This window comes from Mesorhizobium sp. WSM4976, from assembly GCF_029625685.1.
GTDB lineage: Bacteria > Pseudomonadota > Alphaproteobacteria > Rhizobiales > Rhizobiaceae > Mesorhizobium.
The window spans coordinates 21,012-36,948 of sequence record NZ_JARTVT010000023.1 but is presented as its reverse complement, the minus strand read 5'-3'; the positions used below and the strand labels follow the sequence as shown (position 1 = coordinate 36,948).

16 protein-coding genes are annotated in these 15,937 nt (G+C 64.4%); 12 read left to right on the top strand and 4 right to left on the bottom strand.

Annotation, left to right across the window (positions count from 1 at the left end; genetic code table 11):
- Positions 1 to 88 precede the first annotated feature (88 nt).
- Positions 89 to 319: a DUF1289 domain-containing protein gene (locus tag P9272_RS25400; protein WP_278162672.1), complete on the top strand. Its 231-nt coding sequence runs from the start codon at positions 89 to 91 to the stop codon at positions 317 to 319.
- Positions 320 to 329: 10 nt separating this feature from the next.
- Positions 330 to 1,034, top strand: a complete 705-nt coding sequence (locus P9272_RS25395) for a TIGR02281 family clan AA aspartic protease (protein ID WP_128259056.1) — start codon at positions 330 to 332, stop codon at positions 1,032 to 1,034.
- A gap of 7 nt (positions 1,035 to 1,041) precedes the next feature.
- Here the strand turns inward: P9272_RS25395 and dusA are convergent, their stop codons facing one another.
- Complete coding sequence (dusA, locus tag P9272_RS25390; RefSeq protein WP_278162671.1) at positions 1,042 to 2,040, bottom strand: tRNA dihydrouridine(20/20a) synthase DusA; 999 nt, start codon at positions 2,038 to 2,040, stop codon at positions 1,042 to 1,044.
- Between the two features lie 111 nt (positions 2,041 to 2,151).
- Between dusA and P9272_RS25385 the strand changes: the two genes are divergently transcribed.
- Positions 2,152 to 2,412, top strand: a complete 261-nt coding sequence (locus tag P9272_RS25385) for a hypothetical protein (RefSeq protein WP_278162670.1) — start codon at positions 2,152 to 2,154, stop codon at positions 2,410 to 2,412.
- 245 nt (positions 2,413 to 2,657) lie between these two features.
- Here P9272_RS25385 and P9272_RS25380 read toward each other — a convergent pair whose 3' ends face one another.
- Complete coding sequence (locus P9272_RS25380; protein ID WP_128259196.1) at positions 2,658 to 3,515, bottom strand: GNAT family N-acetyltransferase; 858 nt, start codon at positions 3,513 to 3,515, stop codon at positions 2,658 to 2,660.
- 276 nt (positions 3,516 to 3,791) lie between these two features.
- Between P9272_RS25380 and argE the strand changes: the two genes are divergently transcribed.
- The 6 genes from argE (at position 3,792) to P9272_RS25350 (ending at position 10,432) form a co-directional block, all read left to right on the top strand.
- On the top strand, positions 3,792 to 4,916 hold the full coding sequence (argE, locus tag P9272_RS25375) for an acetylornithine deacetylase (RefSeq protein ID WP_278162669.1): 1,125 nt from the start codon (positions 3,792 to 3,794) through the stop codon (positions 4,914 to 4,916).
- A gap of 13 nt (positions 4,917 to 4,929) precedes the next feature.
- A complete protein-coding gene (locus tag P9272_RS25370; protein WP_128259059.1) occupies positions 4,930 to 5,853 on the top strand; it encodes a glyoxylate/hydroxypyruvate reductase A in 924 nt (307 codons plus the stop codon).
- Positions 5,854 to 5,933: 80 nt separating this feature from the next.
- Positions 5,934 to 6,287 carry a cupin domain-containing protein gene (locus tag P9272_RS25365; protein WP_278162667.1) on the top strand — a complete coding sequence of 118 codons (354 nt, stop codon included), beginning with the start codon at positions 5,934 to 5,936 and terminating at the stop codon, positions 6,285 to 6,287.
- Between the two features lie 151 nt (positions 6,288 to 6,438).
- Positions 6,439 to 7,902, top strand: coding sequence for an aldehyde dehydrogenase family protein (locus P9272_RS25360; protein ID WP_278162665.1), 1,464 nt, complete (start codon positions 6,439 to 6,441; stop codon positions 7,900 to 7,902).
- A gap of 10 nt (positions 7,903 to 7,912) precedes the next feature.
- Positions 7,913 to 8,956, top strand: a complete 1,044-nt coding sequence (locus P9272_RS25355) for a tartrate dehydrogenase (RefSeq protein WP_278162664.1) — start codon at positions 7,913 to 7,915, stop codon at positions 8,954 to 8,956.
- Between the two features lie 18 nt (positions 8,957 to 8,974).
- Positions 8,975 to 10,432, top strand: coding sequence for an NAD-dependent succinate-semialdehyde dehydrogenase (locus P9272_RS25350; RefSeq protein ID WP_278162662.1), 1,458 nt, complete (start codon positions 8,975 to 8,977; stop codon positions 10,430 to 10,432).
- 12 nt (positions 10,433 to 10,444) lie between these two features.
- Here the strand turns inward: P9272_RS25350 and P9272_RS25345 are convergent, their stop codons facing one another.
- Together P9272_RS25345 and P9272_RS25340 are read right to left on the bottom strand one after the other, a co-directional pair.
- Complete coding sequence (locus tag P9272_RS25345) at positions 10,445 to 11,719, bottom strand: FAD-binding oxidoreductase (RefSeq protein WP_278162661.1); 1,275 nt, start codon at positions 11,717 to 11,719, stop codon at positions 10,445 to 10,447.
- A 16-nt stretch (positions 11,720 to 11,735) separates the two neighbouring features.
- On the bottom strand, positions 11,736 to 12,404 hold the full coding sequence (locus tag P9272_RS25340) for a haloacid dehalogenase type II (RefSeq protein ID WP_278162660.1): 669 nt from the start codon (positions 12,402 to 12,404) through the stop codon (positions 11,736 to 11,738).
- Between the two features lie 319 nt (positions 12,405 to 12,723).
- On the opposite strand from P9272_RS25340, the gene P9272_RS25335 reads away from it, so the two are divergent.
- The 3 genes from P9272_RS25335 (at position 12,724) to P9272_RS25325 (ending at position 15,906) form a co-directional block, all read left to right on the top strand.
- Positions 12,724 to 13,563 carry a GNAT family N-acetyltransferase gene (locus P9272_RS25335; RefSeq protein WP_278162658.1) on the top strand — a complete coding sequence of 280 codons (840 nt, stop codon included), beginning with the start codon at positions 12,724 to 12,726 and terminating at the stop codon, positions 13,561 to 13,563.
- Positions 13,564 to 13,577: 14 nt separating this feature from the next.
- Positions 13,578 to 14,954, top strand: a complete 1,377-nt coding sequence (locus P9272_RS25330; protein WP_278162656.1) for an aspartate aminotransferase family protein — start codon at positions 13,578 to 13,580, stop codon at positions 14,952 to 14,954.
- A gap of 229 nt (positions 14,955 to 15,183) precedes the next feature.
- The gene (locus P9272_RS25325; RefSeq protein WP_278162655.1) at positions 15,184 to 15,906 is read left to right on the top strand and encodes an HAD-IA family hydrolase; all 723 of its coding nucleotides are present in this window, start codon (positions 15,184 to 15,186) and stop codon (positions 15,904 to 15,906) included.
- Positions 15,907 to 15,937: the final 31 nt, after the last annotated feature.

Below are 15,937 nucleotides of genomic sequence, written 5' to 3'. Positions count from 1 at the left end.
GCCGCGAACAGGTTGCCTTGCGACGCATCGCGGAGGGCTTGCATTGCCCCAGCGGTTGCACCATGTGGAATGAACGCAAGAGAACAGTATGACCGCCATCGAATCTCCCTGCATCCTGGTCTGTTCGATCGATATGAAAACCGGCTTCTGCTTCGGTTGCGGCCGCACGCGCGACGAGATTTCCGGCTGGCTCACAATGACTCCCGAAACGCGCCGGGGGGTGATGGCCGAACTGCCGGCGCGGCTCGAAACGGTCGAGCGCTGGCCGCGCCGTGAAACCCGGCGTGCCCGCATTGCGCGCGAACGCGGCGTTTTGTGAGAAGAAACCGATGAACCGGCTGTTCTGGATCGTCATGGCGGTGATCGGCGCCGGGCTGGTGCTCTTGATGCTCAACAATTCGGCCGGCCACACCTTCGGCATGAACAACAATGATTTCGGCCGGCTGATCTGGGTCGGCGTGCTGGTCATGGTGATCGGCGCAAGCCTGCTCCGCTCCGGCCGGCCGCTGGGCGACATGGCACGCAATATCGGTGTCTGGGCCGCACTGATCCTCATGCTGATCGCCGGCTACCAGTATCGCTACGAGTTGCAGGACGTCGCGAGCCGCGTGACCGCCGGCCTGGTGCCGGGCAGCCCGCTGGCGCTCGGCGTGGAGAATGGCCGCCCGACCGTCACGCTTGACAAAGCCGACAACGGCCATTTCGAGGCCCGGATCCTGGTCAACGGCACGCCGGTGCGCGCCGTCGTCGACACCGGCGCGACCAGCACGGTGCTGACATCGGAAGATGCCCAGGCCGCCGGCTTCAACCCGGCCGCGCTCAGCTACAGCGTCGACGTTTCCACCGCCAATGGCATGGCGCGCGCCGCGACGGTCAGGACCGACGAGGTGGCGATCGGCGGCATCGTGCGCAAGGACATGACGGTGATGGTCGCCGCGCCCGGTATGCTGGAACAAAGCCTGCTTGGCATGAACTTCATCGGCTCGTTGTCGGGCTTCGACGTGCGCGGCGACCGCATGATCCTGCGAGATTGACCGAAAATCAGGCCGCCTCGGCTTCAGCGGCCGTAAAATCAATCGCTGCGAATGCAGTCTTCAGCACCTCCGGCCGGGCGCCGGGCTTGTTTGCGTCGGTGGAAAGAATCTGCCGGAAGCGGCGCGCGCCGGGCAAGCCGTGGAACAGTCCGACCATGTGGCGGGTGATGTGGCCGAGCCGCCCGCCCCGCTCGATATGGCGCGCGGCATAGCCGGCCATGGCGTCGATCAGTGCCGGATAATCGAAGGCGATAGCCGCCTCGCCGTAGAATGCGGCGTCGACGCCGGTGAGGATGCCCGGCGTATGATAGGCGGCGCGGCCGAGCATCACGCCGTCAACATGGCCGAGATGCGCCGACACTTCGGCAAGCGATTGAATGCCGCCGTTGATGCCGATGAATTCGTTCGGTTTTCTGGCCTTCAGCCGGTAGACGCGCGCATAGTCAAGCGGCGGGATCTCGCGGTTCTCCTTAGGGCTCAGCCCTTCCAGCCAGGCCTTGCGGGCATGTACCCAGAGCGCGTCGGCGCCAGCGGCGAGCACGCCGTCGGCGAGCGCGTCGAGGGCGGGCTCCGGGTCCTGATCGTCGACGCCGATGCGGCATTTGACCGTGACCGGGATCTTCACCGACGCTTTCATGGCCGCGACGCACTCTGCGACCAAGGCCGGCGTCTTGATCAGGCAGGCGCCGAACGTCCCCGACTGGACCCGGTCGGAGGGGCAGCCGACATTGAGGTTGATCTCGTCATAACCGAACGTCTCGCCGATCCGCGCTGCTTCGGCAAGTTTTGCCGGGTCCGATCCGCCAAGCTGCAATGCAACCGGGTGCTCGACATCGTCGAAACCGAGCAGTCTCTCTCGCGAGCCATGGATGACCGCGTCCGCCACAACCATCTCGGTGTAAAGCAGCGCGCGCCCGGTCAACTGGCGGTGGAAGAACCGGCAGTGCCGATCCGTCCAGTCCATCATTGGTGCTACGGCTACTCTATGGTTCTGATTTTTCAGCATTTTTCATCTAACATTAATTCTTGGAACCTGCCGAGTGCACACGAATTTAAGCCAAAATACGACCCTTTTCGCCAGGTTTCGATCTCTCAGTGCACACGGAGCGCACACAAAATGGCCACCTACACGAAGCTCTCATCCAGTTCTTGGTGCGTGCAGGTTCGCCGCAAATATCGCTACGTCAGCGAGACGTTCTTGCGCCGAGACGACGCGCGGCGATGGGCGATCGAGACCGAACGCCAACTCGACGGCGGCAAGACGCCAACCAAGTCCCGTGTAGCGCGCCTTAAGACTTTCGGCGAACTCATGACCTCCATATCGACGACATGTGCAATGTACGCAAGTCCCCTCGCCGCTCCTGTCGTAAGCACATGAGTTGTCCGGGTTAGGTAGCACACGAGTTGCCCGGTTTTGTCGCCAGCGAATGGAGGCTGGGATGGGACGGACAACGTGGCTACAGGACCGGAGAATGCAGAAGTTTCGGGACGTTTAAAAAAGCCGCCCCGGTCAGACCGGGACGGCCAGCGATTTGTGAGCAAATTGGTTGCGGGGAACAGGCTTCCGGAGAACGGCTGAGATTGAATGCTCGCCGGCACTTTCGTAGACCAGGCAACACCGAACTACCCGAGAGTTTGGCTTGCTAGAGCATAAGTCTTCGGACTAGCCTCGCCGAGGGCGGCAAAATCGGCGAGGCGTTTGCCCAACGACATGGTCAGCACCGTATCGAAGACCGGCATCGCGGCATGCGAGAGAAAGGCGGCGAACTCGCCGCTATCCATGTGGGTGTCGACGCGAAGGAAAGTCCCCGAATGGTCGGCCACGTGCGGCTGGAGGACCGCCACGGCGTCGGCATCGCTTTCGGCCACGACCGGCCCCACGACATGGCCCCGTCCGAAGGGCCTGCAGAGCGCGAAAGCGGTCAGCTTGTTTCCGTCGAAAAGCCCGTAGCCGACCGAATGCGCAAAGAGCTTTTCAATGAGTGCCGGCCGCTTCACACCAAAGCCCGCCGCGTCGAGCGCGATCGCCGCCGGAATATCGCTTGCGTCCAGAGTTCGGATGTCGCCGGACACCTCCCCCATGCTCCTCGTTGTGGGCGCGCGGGCGATTCCCTGGCATTGGTAGACGGTTTTCTCCGGCTGGAAGTCGAGCGAGAGATAGAGCCGTCGTGCGGCTCGGGTCGCGTTGAGGCGCAGATCGCGCCCGGGAACCTTGTCGAAGACCCGCTTCATCAGCCACTGCGCCGCCCCCAGCGTCTGAAGGCGGGGCGAGGTGATGACCATGCCGATGGTTGCGAAATCGGGACCATGCTCGAACCACATTGCGGAACCCAGAACGCGACCGATCTCATCGAGCGCCACGAAACCGTGCCCTGATTCCCGCAGGAACTGCCAGTCTTCGGCCCGGTGTGGCCATCCGACGGACAGCGAGTGCGCATGCAGGCGGTCGAGCTCGATGCCCTCGATGTCGGCTATACGCATCGAGAAGGCATCGATTTTCAAGCTTTCGGACGGCTTCAATTCTCTGCCTCTGAAAGATTGCCTAACGGGTGACGCACAATGCCCCCAGCCCTGCCACGCTAAACAACCACGCCGATACAATTTGCTCGATTGCCGCGCGCCAGCGCAAGATTCGACTGAAACACTTCCGCTTTCGGCACGCAATCGCGAAGGAACGCGTCCATGCTCTGCGGCAATTCCGCAGTTATGGCCAGCGGCGCCGATCCCCCGCAACCTGAAGATGCCTTGAGGGCTGGAATGGACGTCTTCGACATCCTCGACCGTCTCGTCGCCTTTCCGTCGGTCGCCGGCAAGCCGAACTCTGACATCGCCGGCTGGATCGAGACCTATCTCGGCGAACATGACGCAAAGGTCACCCTGCTTCCCGGACCGGAAGGCGACCGCTCCAACCTTTTCGCGACGATCGGCCCTGCCGATGTTCCAGGTTATGTCCTGTCTGGCCACATGGACGTCGTCCCCGCCGCCGAGCCTCAATGGAGCTCGTCTCCTTTCGCGCTGCGTCGGGAAGGCGAACGGCTCTACGGACGCGGTACGACGGACATGAAGGGATTCCTGGCAGCCGCGCTCGCGGCCGTGTCCACGTCGGCGGGCCTGCGCCTAGCCAGGCCGGTCCATCTGGCCTTTTCCTATGACGAGGAGATCGGGTGCCGCGGCGTGCCGCATCTGATCGCCCGGCTTCCCGAACTTTGTGCGAAGCCGCTCGGCGTCATCGTCGGCGAGCCGAGCGGTATGCGCGCCGTGCGCGGCCACAAGGGCAAGGCGGCCGCCCGCGTGACTATCCACGGGCGCTCCGGCCATTCCTCGCGGCCAGATCTCGGGCTCAACGCCATCCATGCCATGTCCGATGCGCTGGGCGCGGTCTTCAGCGAGGCCGAACGACTGACGCGCGGTCCCTTTGACACAACTTTCGAGCCGCCCTTCTCCTCTATGCAGGCCGGTGTGATCGCGGGTGGACAGTCGGTCAACATCATCCCCGACATCTGCACGCTCGATCTGGAGGCGCGCGCCATTCCCGGCGTTGACCCGGCCGGCCTGCTCGTACCCATCAAGGCGAAGGCCGAGGCCCTTGCGGAAGACGGCTTTCGGGTCGAATGGGCGCCGATCAGCGCCTACCCGGCGCTGTCGCTGCCGCAGGACTCGGGACTGGCGGCGTTGCTTCGCGAGCTGACTGACGAAGCGCCGCTCGCCGCCGTCAGCTACGGCACGGAGGCCGGGCTTTACCAGGCTGCCGGCCTCGATGCGATCATTTGCGGCCCCGGCGATATCGGCCGCGCCCACAAGCCGGACGAGTATATTCTCGCCGGCGAACTCGCTGCTTGCCAGCGGATGATCGAGGCGCTAGGCGCGCGTTGCGCGGCCTGAAGGAGCAACTGGAATGACCTTCCTGTTCAACTCCGATGCACGGCGTGGCGCGGTGTTTGCCGAAGCCTTCGCCAAGGAGCTGCCGGACGTCCGCTTCGCGATGGGCGCCGCGGCGATCGACCCCGACGCGGTGCGTTATCTGATCACCTGGACCGTTCCGGAGAACCTCGCCCGCTACAGGAACCTGGAAATCCTTTTTTCCCTCGGCGCCGGGGTCGACCAGTTCTGCTTCGATGCCGTGCCCGCGAGGGTGAAGATCGTGCGCATGATCGAGCAAGGCATCGTGCGGATGATGCAGGAATATGTGGCGCTGGCTGTGCTTGCGCTCCACCGCTACCTGCCGACCTATCTCGCCCAGCAGCGTGCAGGCCAATGGCGAGATATCCCGCAGCCTCAGGCCGGCTCGCGCCGGATCGGCGTGCTCGGTCTCGGACAACTCGGCCAGGCCGTGCTCGACCGGCTGAAACCCTTCGGTTTCCCGCTCTCCGGCTGGAGTCGCTCGCCGCGGCGGGTCGAGGGCGTGATCTGTCACCACGGCGAGCTCGGCCTTGAGGAGATGCTCGCGGTCAGCGACATACTGGTCTGCCTGCTGCCGCTGACCGAGGAGACGCGCGGGTTTCTCAATGCCGGCCTATTCGCGAAAATGCCCGAAGGCGCGGCGCTCGTCCACACTGGGCGCGGGCCGCAGCTCGACCACGAAGCACTTGTCGCCGCACTCGACAACGGTCATCTGTCGTCAGCGATGATCGACGTGACCGATCCCGAACCGCTGCCCGCGGGCCATCCATTCTGGTCGCATCCGAAGATCATCCTGACCCCGCATGTCGCGAGCGTCACCCAGCCCGCGACCGCCGCGCGCGCCGTCATCGACAACATCAAACGCCACCGCGCCGGCCTCGACCCCATCGGGCTCGTCGACCGCTCGCGCGGCTATTAATGCAGGTCGCCCAGAAGTGTGCAGCAGTTCTGGGAGAACGACATGCATCAAAAATCAAGCTCCAATCGAAAGGCCATCCTTTGTCCCTGCTCAAATCCGTCGACACCAATCCGAGCTTTTCACCGCGCGAATCCAAGGCGCTGCCCGAGCGGCTGATTGCCGGTGATCCCGCCTTCAAGACCTGGGCGCAGGACGTCGCCAAGGACGACCTCGTCCATACCGGCGTCTGGGAGGCGACACCTGGCGAGACGCGCTCGATCAAGGGGGAGACGTTCGAGTTCTGCCACATCCTCTCCGGCGTTGTCGAAATCACGCCGGACGCCGGCGAGGCAGTGACGTACCGGGCCGGCGACAGCTTCGTGATGAAGCCGGGCTTCACCGGCGTCTGGAAGACCATCGAGACGGTGCGCAAGATCTACGTCACAGTAGGCTAGCGAGGTCCGCGCCGACGCTGAACCTGCGCGCGGAAGATTTTGCCGTAGCTGCCGTCCGACACGCAACATTCGTCGGCGATCGATCACCTAACAGCTCATGTTGCGTGCCGGTACGCGCTAGCCTCAGCCGATACTGCCGAGTGGTTTGCCCATGAGCCTGAGCTTCGATCCCAACACGATCCCCCTCCCCGTTGGCCATTTCATCGGCGGGGAGCTGATTTCCGCCGAGGGCGCGATCGAGATGCGGCGGCCCTCCGACGGCAAAGCCTATGGCGCCTGCCCAGTAGCGGGTGTTGATATGGTCGACAGCGCGGTAGAGAGCGCCAAGGCTGCGCTGAAAGCTAGCAACTGGGGCGGCGTCCGGCCGCGCGAGCGCACCAGGGCCCTGCAGGCCTGGGCCGACCTGATCGAGGCCGAAGCCGCAACGCTGGCCAAAATCGAGGCGCTGTGCTCGACCCGACCCGTCGGCCAGCTCGTTGCTGGAGACATCGCCGTCACCGCCGAGCAGATCCGGTTCTTCGCCGAGTTCGCCGACAAGGAGGGTAGCGAACTCGCGCCGACCGACGACGCCAGTCTCGGCATGATCATGAGCGAGCCCTATGGCGTCGTCGGCGCGATCACACCATGGAATTTCCCAATCTCGATGGCCGGCTGGAAACTCGGCCCGGCGCTGGCCGCGGGCAATGCGGTTGTCTTGAAACCTTCTGAGATGACGCCCTTCTCGGCTGTCTATCTGTCGCAGCTCGCAGTCAAAGCGGGTCTGCCGGCCGGACTCATCAATGTGGTCTTGGGCGACGGTCCGACGACCGGCACGGCGCTGACCGGCCATCCCGAGATCGCCAAGGTCAGCTTCACCGGCTCGACTCGCGCCGGCTCGGCGATCATGGAGAATGTCGCCCGCACCGGCGTCAAGCCAATGACGCTGGAGCTCGGCGGCAAGAGCCCGCAACTCGTCTTTGCCGACGCCGATCTCGACAAGGCAGCGGCGGCGATCGCCGGCAGTGTCATCTTCAACGCCGGGCAGGCCTGCGTGGCCGGCACGCGCCTGATTGTGGAGAAGAGCGTCGCCAACCAGCTTGCGGCCGCCATCGTTGAACGAATGAAGGCGGTGCGGCTCGGCCCGACATGGGACGAGACGACGCAGTATTCGCCGATCATTTCGGAGCGGCAGCAGGCCCGTGTCGACAGCATCGTGCAGGCTGCTCTCGCCGCCGGCGGCGAGTGCCTGACCGGCGGCAGCGCCATGGGCGATCCGGGCTATTTCTACGAACCGACACTGATCGCCAATGTCGACCAGGCCAATCCGGCGATTGTCGAGGAGATCTTCGGCCCGGTCCTGACCGTCCAGACCTTCGAGACCGAGGAAGAGGCGCTGGCGCTGGCCAGCCATCCGACCTATGGCCTGGCCTCCGGCCTGTTCACCGCCGACCTGTCGCGCACGATCCGCATCGCGCGCAAGCTCGAAGCGGGCACCGTGTGGGTCAACCGCTACAGCCGTTCGCGCGACCACATCCTGCCGACCGGCGGTTATAAGCGCTCCGGTATCGGCAAGGACCTTGGCCGCGAGGCCTACCACGCCAATCGCAGGACCAAGAGCGTCCTGATCAGCCTCTGAAGAGTTGCCGATGAAATCCTATTCGATAGCCCTGATCCCCGGTGACGGCATCGGCCGCGATGTGACCGCCGCCGCCTGGACGGTGCTGGAGACCGCGGCCAAGCACTCCGGTTTTGCCCTGATGGCAACCGGGTTCCCCTGGTCCTGCAAATTCTACAAGGAAACCGGCCGCATGATGCCCGAGGACGGCATCGGGAAGTTGCGCGGCTTCGACGCCATTCTTCTGGGCGCCGTCGGCTGGCCGGCGGAAGTGCCGGACTCCGTTTCGCTGCACGGCCTGTTGCTGCCGATCCGCAAGGCCTTCGTGCAATACGCCAATATAAGGCCGCATCGCCTGCTGCCGGGCTTGACGGGTCCGCTGCGTGCCGAGAGCTTCGATATATTGTGCATCCGCGAGAACACCGAAGGCGAATATTCGGGCGCTGGCGGACGCGTGCATCAGGGCACGCTGGACGAGGTCGCGGTGGAGACCTCGATCTTCACCCGAGCCGGCGTCGAGCGCATCCTGCGCTTCGGCTTCGAGCAGGCGCGGGCACGGCGCGGCAGGCTGGCCTCCGTTACCAAGTCCAACGCGCAGAAATACTCGATGGTCTTCTGGGACGAGATCACGCGCAAGCTGGCGGCCGACTATCCTGATGTCACGGTCACCAGCTATCATGTCGACGCGCTCGCCGCGCGCATGATCATGGCGCCGGACAGTCTCGACGTGGTCGTCGCCTCCAATCTCTTCGGCGACATCCTGACCGACATCGGCGCAGCGATGCAGGGCGGGCTCGGCTACGCCGCCTCCGCCAACATCAATCCCGACCGCTCGGCGCCGTCCATGTTCGAGCCGGTACACGGCTCCGCCCCGGACATCGCCCATCTCGGCATCGCCAATCCGATCGCCACCATCTGGTCGGGCGCGATGATGCTCGAGCACCTCGGCGAGACGGCCGCCGCCGGCCGCATCATGAAGGCGCTCGAAGCGACGACCGCGCGCGGCATTGGAACGATCGCCGGCAAGGACAAGACAGACGCCATCACAGCCGCCGTCGTCGCGGCGCTCAGCTGAATGCAAGGTCGTTTCCCGATGAAGAACCTGAAGGACAAAAGCCTCTTCCGCGAAGCCGGCCTGATCAGGGGCGAATGGGTCGCTGCCGGCTCCGGCAAGACCGTCGACGTCATCGATCCGGCGACGCAGGCGGCGATCGGCACAGTGCCCGACATGGCCGGTGCAGACACCCGAGCGGCCATCGAAGCCGCGGCCTCCGCCTATCGGGACTGGCGGAAGAAGACCAACGCGGAGCGCGCCACGCTGCTGGAAGCGTGGCATGGCCTGATGCTTGCGCATCTGGACGACCTCGCGCTGATCCTGACGACGGAACAGGGCAAGCCGCTGGACGAGGCCAAGGGCGAGATCCGCTACGGGGCGTCCTTCGTCAAATGGTTCGCGGAAGAAGCACGCCGCATCAACGGCCACACCATCCCCTCGCCCACGCAAGACCGCCGCATCATCGTGCTGAAGGAGCCGGTCGGCGTGTGCGGCATCATCACGCCGTGGAACTTTCCCAACGCCATGATCACCCGCAAGGTCGCGCCGGCGCTGGCCGCCGGGTGCACAGTGGTGATCAAACCGTCCGAGTTCACGCCCTATTCGGCGCTGGCGCTCGGCGTGCTCGCCGAACGCGCCGGCATTCCGGCCGGCGTCATCAACATCGTCACCGGCATGCCGGCCGAGATCGGCAACGAGATCATGGCGAACGAGACGGTGCGCAAAATATCCTTCACTGGCTCGACGCGGGTCGGCTCACTGCTGATGCGCGGCGCCGCCGACAGCGTGAAGCGGCTCAGCCTGGAGCTCGGCGGCAACGCCCCCTTCATCGTCTTCGACGACGCCGATCTCGATCTCGCCGTCGAAGGCGCGCTCGTATCGAAATTCCGCAATGGCGGCCAGACCTGCGTCTGCGCCAACCGCGTCCTCGTCCAGGCGAGTGTATACGATGCCTTCGCCGCCAAGCTCACCGCCCGCGTCAACGCCATGGCGGTGGGACCCGGCACGCAGCCGGGCGTCGCGATCGGGCCGATGATCAACATGGCGGCGGTCGAGAAGATCAACCGCCATGTCGAGGACGCGCTTGCCAAGGGCGCTGCGATCGTCACTGAGAAACCGGCGCTGCCGGAGGGCGCGCAATATGTCGCGCCGCTGGTGCTGACCGGCGCCACGGCAGAGATGCAGCTCGCCGGCGAGGAAACCTTCGGCCCGGTCGCGCCGCTCTTCCGCTTCGAAACCGAAGAGGAAGCGATCGCGCTCGCCAACGGCACGCCTTACGGCCTTGCCTCCTACTTCTACACCGAGAATTTGAAACGCGCCTGGCGCGTCGGCGAGGCGCTGGAGTTCGGCATGGTTGGGCTCAACACCGGCTCGGTCTCGATGGAAGTGGCGCCCTTCGGCGGCGTCAAGCAGTCCGGCCTCGGGCGCGAAGGCGCGCAGGCCGGTATCGAGGAATATCTCGAGATGAAGAGCTTCCACATGGGCGGGCTGGGCTAAACTCAGCGCGGATCACTGGACCCGGTCGAGCGCCTTGTAGTAGAGGCCGACCATCGGCAGGAACCACGGCTTGCCTGAGTAGCCTGGGATGGAAGGCCACTCGAGGCCCTTCAGCGGATTGCGGTCCTCGCGGCCGAGCATGGCATCGGCCAGGATCATGCCGAGATGGGTGGAAAGCTGGGCGCCATGGCCGGAATAGCCCATCGCGTACCAGACCCCGTCATGATAGCCGGCGCGCGGGAAGCGGTCCTTGGTCATGTCGACCAGCCCGCCCCAGCAATAGTCGATCTCGACCTTCGCGAGCTGCGGAAAAATCGCAGCGAGGCTTGTCCGCAATATCTGCCCGCTCTTGGCATCCGAGCGCTGGTCCGACGTCGCCGAGAAACGCGCGCGGCCGCCGAAGATCAGACGCTTGTCGGGCGCGAGCCGGAAGTAGTTGCCGATGTTCATCGAGGTCACGCATGTCCGGTTGCCCGGCATGGTGGCAGTGATCTCGACATCGCTCAACGGCCGTGTGGCGATGATGAAGCTGCCGACCGAGATGAGCCTGCGGCGGAAGTAATTGAAATTCGGTGTCGTGTAGGCTCCCGTCGCCACCAGCACATTGTCGGCGCTGATCTTGCCTCGCGAGGTGGTCAGCTCATGCCTGGCGTCGGCCTGCCTCAGGTTGGTCACCCTGGTGTTCTCGTGGATGACGGCGCCGTGTCGGGCGGCGGCCGTCGCGAGGCCCGACACATAGCGGCCCATATGCATCATGGCGCTCTTCTTCGACAGCATCGCACCATGGAAAGGCGAGCCGATCTCGGATTTGAGATCGGTCGCCGACAGCAGAGCCGTATCGGGATCGACCTCGGCATGGATCGCTTCGAAGTTGCGCGCGATCGCGTCGAAATGCTGCGGCTTGGAAGCGAGTTTCAGCTTTCCGGCGCGGCGGAAGTTGCAGTCGATGCCTTCCTCGGCGACCAGCGCCTCGATGGTGTCGACGGAGTCATCCAACGCCCGGTAGAGAGCGATCGCCCGTTCCTTGCCGAGTTCCGCCTTGGCAGATAGATAGCTGTGCGCGAGGCCGTTATTCAGATGCCCGCCATTGCGCCCCGATGCGCCCCAGCCGACCCGCTCCGCTTCCAGCACGACCACCTTGGCGCCGGCCTTTGCCAGTTGGCGCGCGGCGGCGAGACCCGTGAAGCCGCCGCCGATAATGGCGGCATCATAGTGCCCGTCGATCGGCCCGTGCGCCCCACCGGCAAAGATTGGGGCCGTGTCGTGCCAGTAGGAGACGAATTTCATTGACAATCCGCCCGTTTCAAAGCCCGACCACCGCCGGGAGACCAGAAATATCGGCGATCTCAGTGTAACCGTAATAGGGATTGGCCGGCTCGTGGCCGCGGTTGACCCAGACCTTGTTCTTGATGCCGAGATCATGCGCCGACATCAGGTCGTAGCGGAACGAAGACGAGCAGTGAAGGATGTCTTCCGGGCCGCAGCCCAACATGTCGAGCATATATTCGAAAGCCTTGAAGCGCGGCTTGTAGGCCTGCGCCTGCTCGGCCGTATAGACGGCATGGAACGGCGCGCCGAGCTTCTCGACATTGGACATGATCTGCGCGTTCATGGCGTTGGAGAGGATAACCAGCGGGATTTCCTTGGCGACCTTGGCCAGGCCTGCCGGAACGTCGGCATGCGGTCCCCAGGTCGGGACACGCTCATAGACCATTTTGGCGTCGTCGGGGCTGAAGACGACGCCGTTGCGCTTGCAGGCGCGCTCGAGAGCATTGTGGATGACGTCGGCATAGGGTTTCCAGTCGCCCAGGATCTCGTCAAGCCGGTAGGCCGCGAAGTTCTTGATGAACTCCTGCATGCGCGGCTCGTCGAGCCCGCTGCCATAGAGGTCGCGCGCCGCTTCCGCCATCTGGAAGAAGGTCAACGTGCCATAGCAGTCGAAGGTGATGTATTTGGGCCTGAAGGAAGCCATGTCCGTCGATCTCCGGTGGAAGCGCACCCGCTTTGGGATTTACGTCATCATATGCGGGCAGGCGACGAGCCACTTGACCGAAATCGGCTCTCCGAAAGCAGAAAGTTCCGTATCCGCCGTCCGGTTTGGCACGCTGTAGCATCTTGCCTGTCGAGAAGCGCGCCATTGCACGACGGTGAAGCGGCCACCGAGGATGCTGCCAGCAGAAGATGCGGCGCACGCCCCGCGCAAAGGCGAAAGATATCGCAGAGACCGAAACCTTCAGACGATCTGCGGCGCGCCGATGACCGAGACTTGCAGGCAGACGGAAGGATGCCTCATGCAACAGGGCGAGATCGAACTCCGGGACTTCGGGCCGGACCATATCGAGGGCGCAGTGGCGCTTTCTCGCCAGGAGAACTGGCCGCATCGCCGGCAGGACTGGCAGATGGCGCTGCAGCTTTCGAGCGGCGCAGTCGCACTCGACGACCAGGGCCGGGTCACCGGAACCATCCTGGTGACGCCCTATGGCGCGGACTGCGCCATGATCAACATGGTGATTGTCGACAGGAACGTGCGTGGCAAAGGGCTCGGGCGTCGGCTGATGGAACAGGCCTTCGCTCTTGCACAGGATCGTCCGCTGCGGCTCGTCGCGACGCGAGACGGCATGCCGCTCTATGAGAAACTGGGCTTTGCGCCCTCGGGCACCATTCTACAGCATCAGGGCAACGTCGCTGCGCTTGGCGCGCCCGATGGCGTGGAAGCGGCGAGCGTCGATGACCTGCCGGAGATCAAGGGCCTGGACCGCGATGCCTATTGCGCCGACCGCGAAGCCTTGATCGATGCGCTGGCCGAGCGCGGTGAACTCGCCGTCATCCGCCGCAACAGCGCAATTGAGGCCTATGCCGCTATCCGCGCGTTCGGACGCGGCGAGGTGATCGGCCCAGTCATCGCGAGCAGTGCGGGGGAAGCCAAAGCCCTGATCGGCTTTTTCGCCGCGTCGCGCCCCGGCGCCTTCCTGCGCGTCGACACGGACAGCAGGACAGGCATTGCCGACTGGCTCACGGAAATCGGCCTCGCCCATGTCGGCGGCGGCGTGGCCATGGACCGTCCATCCAGGACGGACGCGGCGCAGGCCAGGCCAAAAGTTTACGCCCTCGCCAACCAGGCGCTCGGCTAGTCCGGAGAATAACAATGCTCGCCAATTCCCTGATCGAACTCGACCGCGCCCATCTCATCCACCCGGTCTCCTCCTATCGTGGCCACGAGGCGCTCGGCGTGCGCGTGCTGAAATCCGCGAAGGGCGCGACTGTGACTGACGCATCCGGCAAGCAGCTCGTCGACGGCTTCGCCGGACTGTGGTGCGTCAATGCTGGCTACGGCCACGACAGCATCGTCGAAGCGGCCGCCCGGCAAATGCGCGAGCTTCCCTACGCGACCGCCTATTTTGACCTCGGCTCGGAGCCTGCCATTCGGCTCGCCTCGGAACTGGCTGACCGCGCACCGGGCGACCTCAATCACGTTTATTTCACGCTTGGCGGATCGGATGCGGTCGACAGCACGATCCGCTTCGTCCGCTACTACTGGAATGCCAAGGGCGAGCCGCAGCGCGACCAGTTCATTTCGATTGAACAGGGCTATCACGGATCGTCGGTGGTCGGCGCGGGCCTGACTGCCCTGCCCGCCTTTCACGCCGGCTTCGGCATTCCCTTCGAGTGGCAGCACAAGATCCCGTCGCCCTATCCCTACCGCAACCCGGTTGGCGAGGACGGCAACGCGATCGTCGCCGCATCGCTCGCCGCGCTGAAGGCGAAGATCGAGGCGATCGGACCAGAGCGCGTCGCCGCCTTCTACGCCGAGCCGATCCAGGGCTCGGGCGGCGTCATCGTGCCGCCGAGAGGCTGGATCAAGGCGATCCGCGAACTCTGCAAGGAATACCGCATCCTGTTCATCGCCGACGAGGTGATCACCGGCTTCGGCCGCACGGGACCGCTGTTCGCCTGCTCGGACGAGGACATCGTTCCCGATTTCATGACGACCGCCAAGGGCCTGACCTCGGGCTACGTGCCGATGGGCGCGGTGTTCATGGCCGACCATGTTTACCAGGTCATCGCCGATGGCGCGGGCGCATCAGCGGTCGGCCACGGCTACACCTACTCCGCCCATCCTGTCAGCGCCGCCGTCGCGCTCGAGGTGCTGAAGCTTTACGAAGGCGGCGGCCTGCTGGAGAACGGCATCAAAGCCGGCGCCCGCCTGATGGCGGGATTGGCCTGCCTGAGCGACCATCCGCTGGTCGGCGACGTACGCGGCCGCGGCATGCTGGCTGCGGTTGAACTGGTGACAGACAAGCAGAAGAAGACGCCGCTTCCCGCTTCTGCAATACCGGCGCGGCGGGTCTTCGACCGGGCCTGGGACAACGGCCTGATCATCCGCGCCTTCGCGCATGGCGTTCTCGGCTACGCGCCGCCGCTCTGCTGCACCGATGGCGATGTCGATGCGATCATCGAGCGTACGCGCCTCACGCTCGATCAAACGCTGGCCGATCCGGATGTCCGCAAGGCGCTGTCATGAACAGCGCCAGATTTTCCGCGTCGCGAAATATCGCCGGGGCGGACGATTTCGCAATTTTGTGCCGAAGCCCCGCGCCTTTTCGGCGAATCCAGCGCGGGGGAAGTGCCAGACTGTCCTTAAGACAAGGCCAGAAAGCCGGAATTTACTGGCTTCTTGAAAAGGCAACGTCTCCGACAGCACGGAATTTTGTTCTGTTCAGCACGGTTCGGCCATAGAGGAGAGCTAGTTCTTGGCCAAGGCCTTCAGTGAATTCAAATACATGAGTTTCGATGTCGTCGGCACGCTGATCGACTTCGAAGCCGGCATCACCGCCTGCCTGGCAGGCATTGCCGCCGAGGCCGGCGCCGCCATCGATGGCGATGAAGCTTTGGCGCTCTATCGGCAGGCCCGTTACATGCCGGGCGTAGGGTTGTTCCCCGACGATCTCGTGCGTGTCTACATGGTCATCGCGCCCCGGCTCGGCCTGCCGGCAGAAGAGAAATACGGTGTCCGCCTGCGGGATTCAGCCAGCGTTTGGAAAGGCTTTCCCGACAGCACGGCGGCGCTGGCCGAGCTTGCCAAGTCGAACAAGCTGATCGCCATGACCAACACGCGGCGCTGGGCGCTCGACCATTTCGAGAAGCAGCTCGGATCGCCTTTCTTCGCCACTTTCACCGCCGATGACACCGGCACGGAAAAGCCAGACCTGGCCTTCTTCCAGAAGGTCTTCGATTTCGTGGCTTCGTGCGGGGACAGCAAGGACGACATCCTGCATGTCGCGCAAAGCCAATACCACGACATCGGCATCTCCAGGGCGCTCGGCATGACCAATTGCTGGATCGAGCGCCGACACGCCCAGAAGGGCTATGGCGGCACGATCGAGCCCGAGCGCTTCACCGTGCCGGACTACCACTTCACCTCTATGGCCGCCCTTGCGACGGCCGTGCGAGAAAGCCTGAAGGAGCGAACCTGAACCAAAGCCCGGAAAGCCGCAGCAAGACGAG

What these genes read in the sequence shown, in the direction of transcription:
- P9272_RS25335 (WP_278162658.1), top strand. Translation starts at nt 12,724, where the DNA reads ATGCAACAGGGCGAGATCGAACTCCGGGACTTCGGGCCGGACCATATC.
- P9272_RS25400 (WP_278162672.1), top strand. Translation starts at nt 89, where the DNA reads ATGACCGCCATCGAATCTCCCTGCATCCTGGTCTGTTCGATCGATATG.
- P9272_RS25340 (WP_278162660.1), bottom strand. Translation starts at nt 12,404, where the DNA reads ATGGCTTCCTTCAGGCCCAAATACATCACCTTCGACTGCTATGGCACG.
- dusA (WP_278162671.1), bottom strand. Translation starts at nt 2,040, where the DNA reads ATGCTGAAAAATCAGAACCATAGAGTAGCCGTAGCACCAATGATGGAC.
- P9272_RS25380 (WP_128259196.1), bottom strand. Translation starts at nt 3,515, where the DNA reads ATGCGTATAGCCGACATCGAGGGCATCGAGCTCGACCGCCTGCATGCG.
- P9272_RS25330 (WP_278162656.1), top strand. Translation starts at nt 13,578, where the DNA reads ATGCTCGCCAATTCCCTGATCGAACTCGACCGCGCCCATCTCATCCAC.
- P9272_RS25350 (WP_278162662.1), top strand. Translation starts at nt 8,975, where the DNA reads ATGAAGAACCTGAAGGACAAAAGCCTCTTCCGCGAAGCCGGCCTGATC.
- P9272_RS25345 (WP_278162661.1), bottom strand. Translation starts at nt 11,719, where the DNA reads ATGAAATTCGTCTCCTACTGGCACGACACGGCCCCAATCTTTGCCGGT.
- argE (WP_278162669.1), top strand. Translation starts at nt 3,792, where the DNA reads ATGGACGTCTTCGACATCCTCGACCGTCTCGTCGCCTTTCCGTCGGTC.
- P9272_RS25360 (WP_278162665.1), top strand. Translation starts at nt 6,439, where the DNA reads ATGAGCCTGAGCTTCGATCCCAACACGATCCCCCTCCCCGTTGGCCAT.
- P9272_RS25395 (WP_128259056.1), top strand. Translation starts at nt 330, where the DNA reads ATGAACCGGCTGTTCTGGATCGTCATGGCGGTGATCGGCGCCGGGCTG.
- P9272_RS25385 (WP_278162670.1), top strand. Translation starts at nt 2,152, where the DNA reads ATGGCCACCTACACGAAGCTCTCATCCAGTTCTTGGTGCGTGCAGGTT.
- P9272_RS25355 (WP_278162664.1), top strand. Translation starts at nt 7,913, where the DNA reads ATGAAATCCTATTCGATAGCCCTGATCCCCGGTGACGGCATCGGCCGC.
- P9272_RS25370 (WP_128259059.1), top strand. Translation starts at nt 4,930, where the DNA reads ATGACCTTCCTGTTCAACTCCGATGCACGGCGTGGCGCGGTGTTTGCC.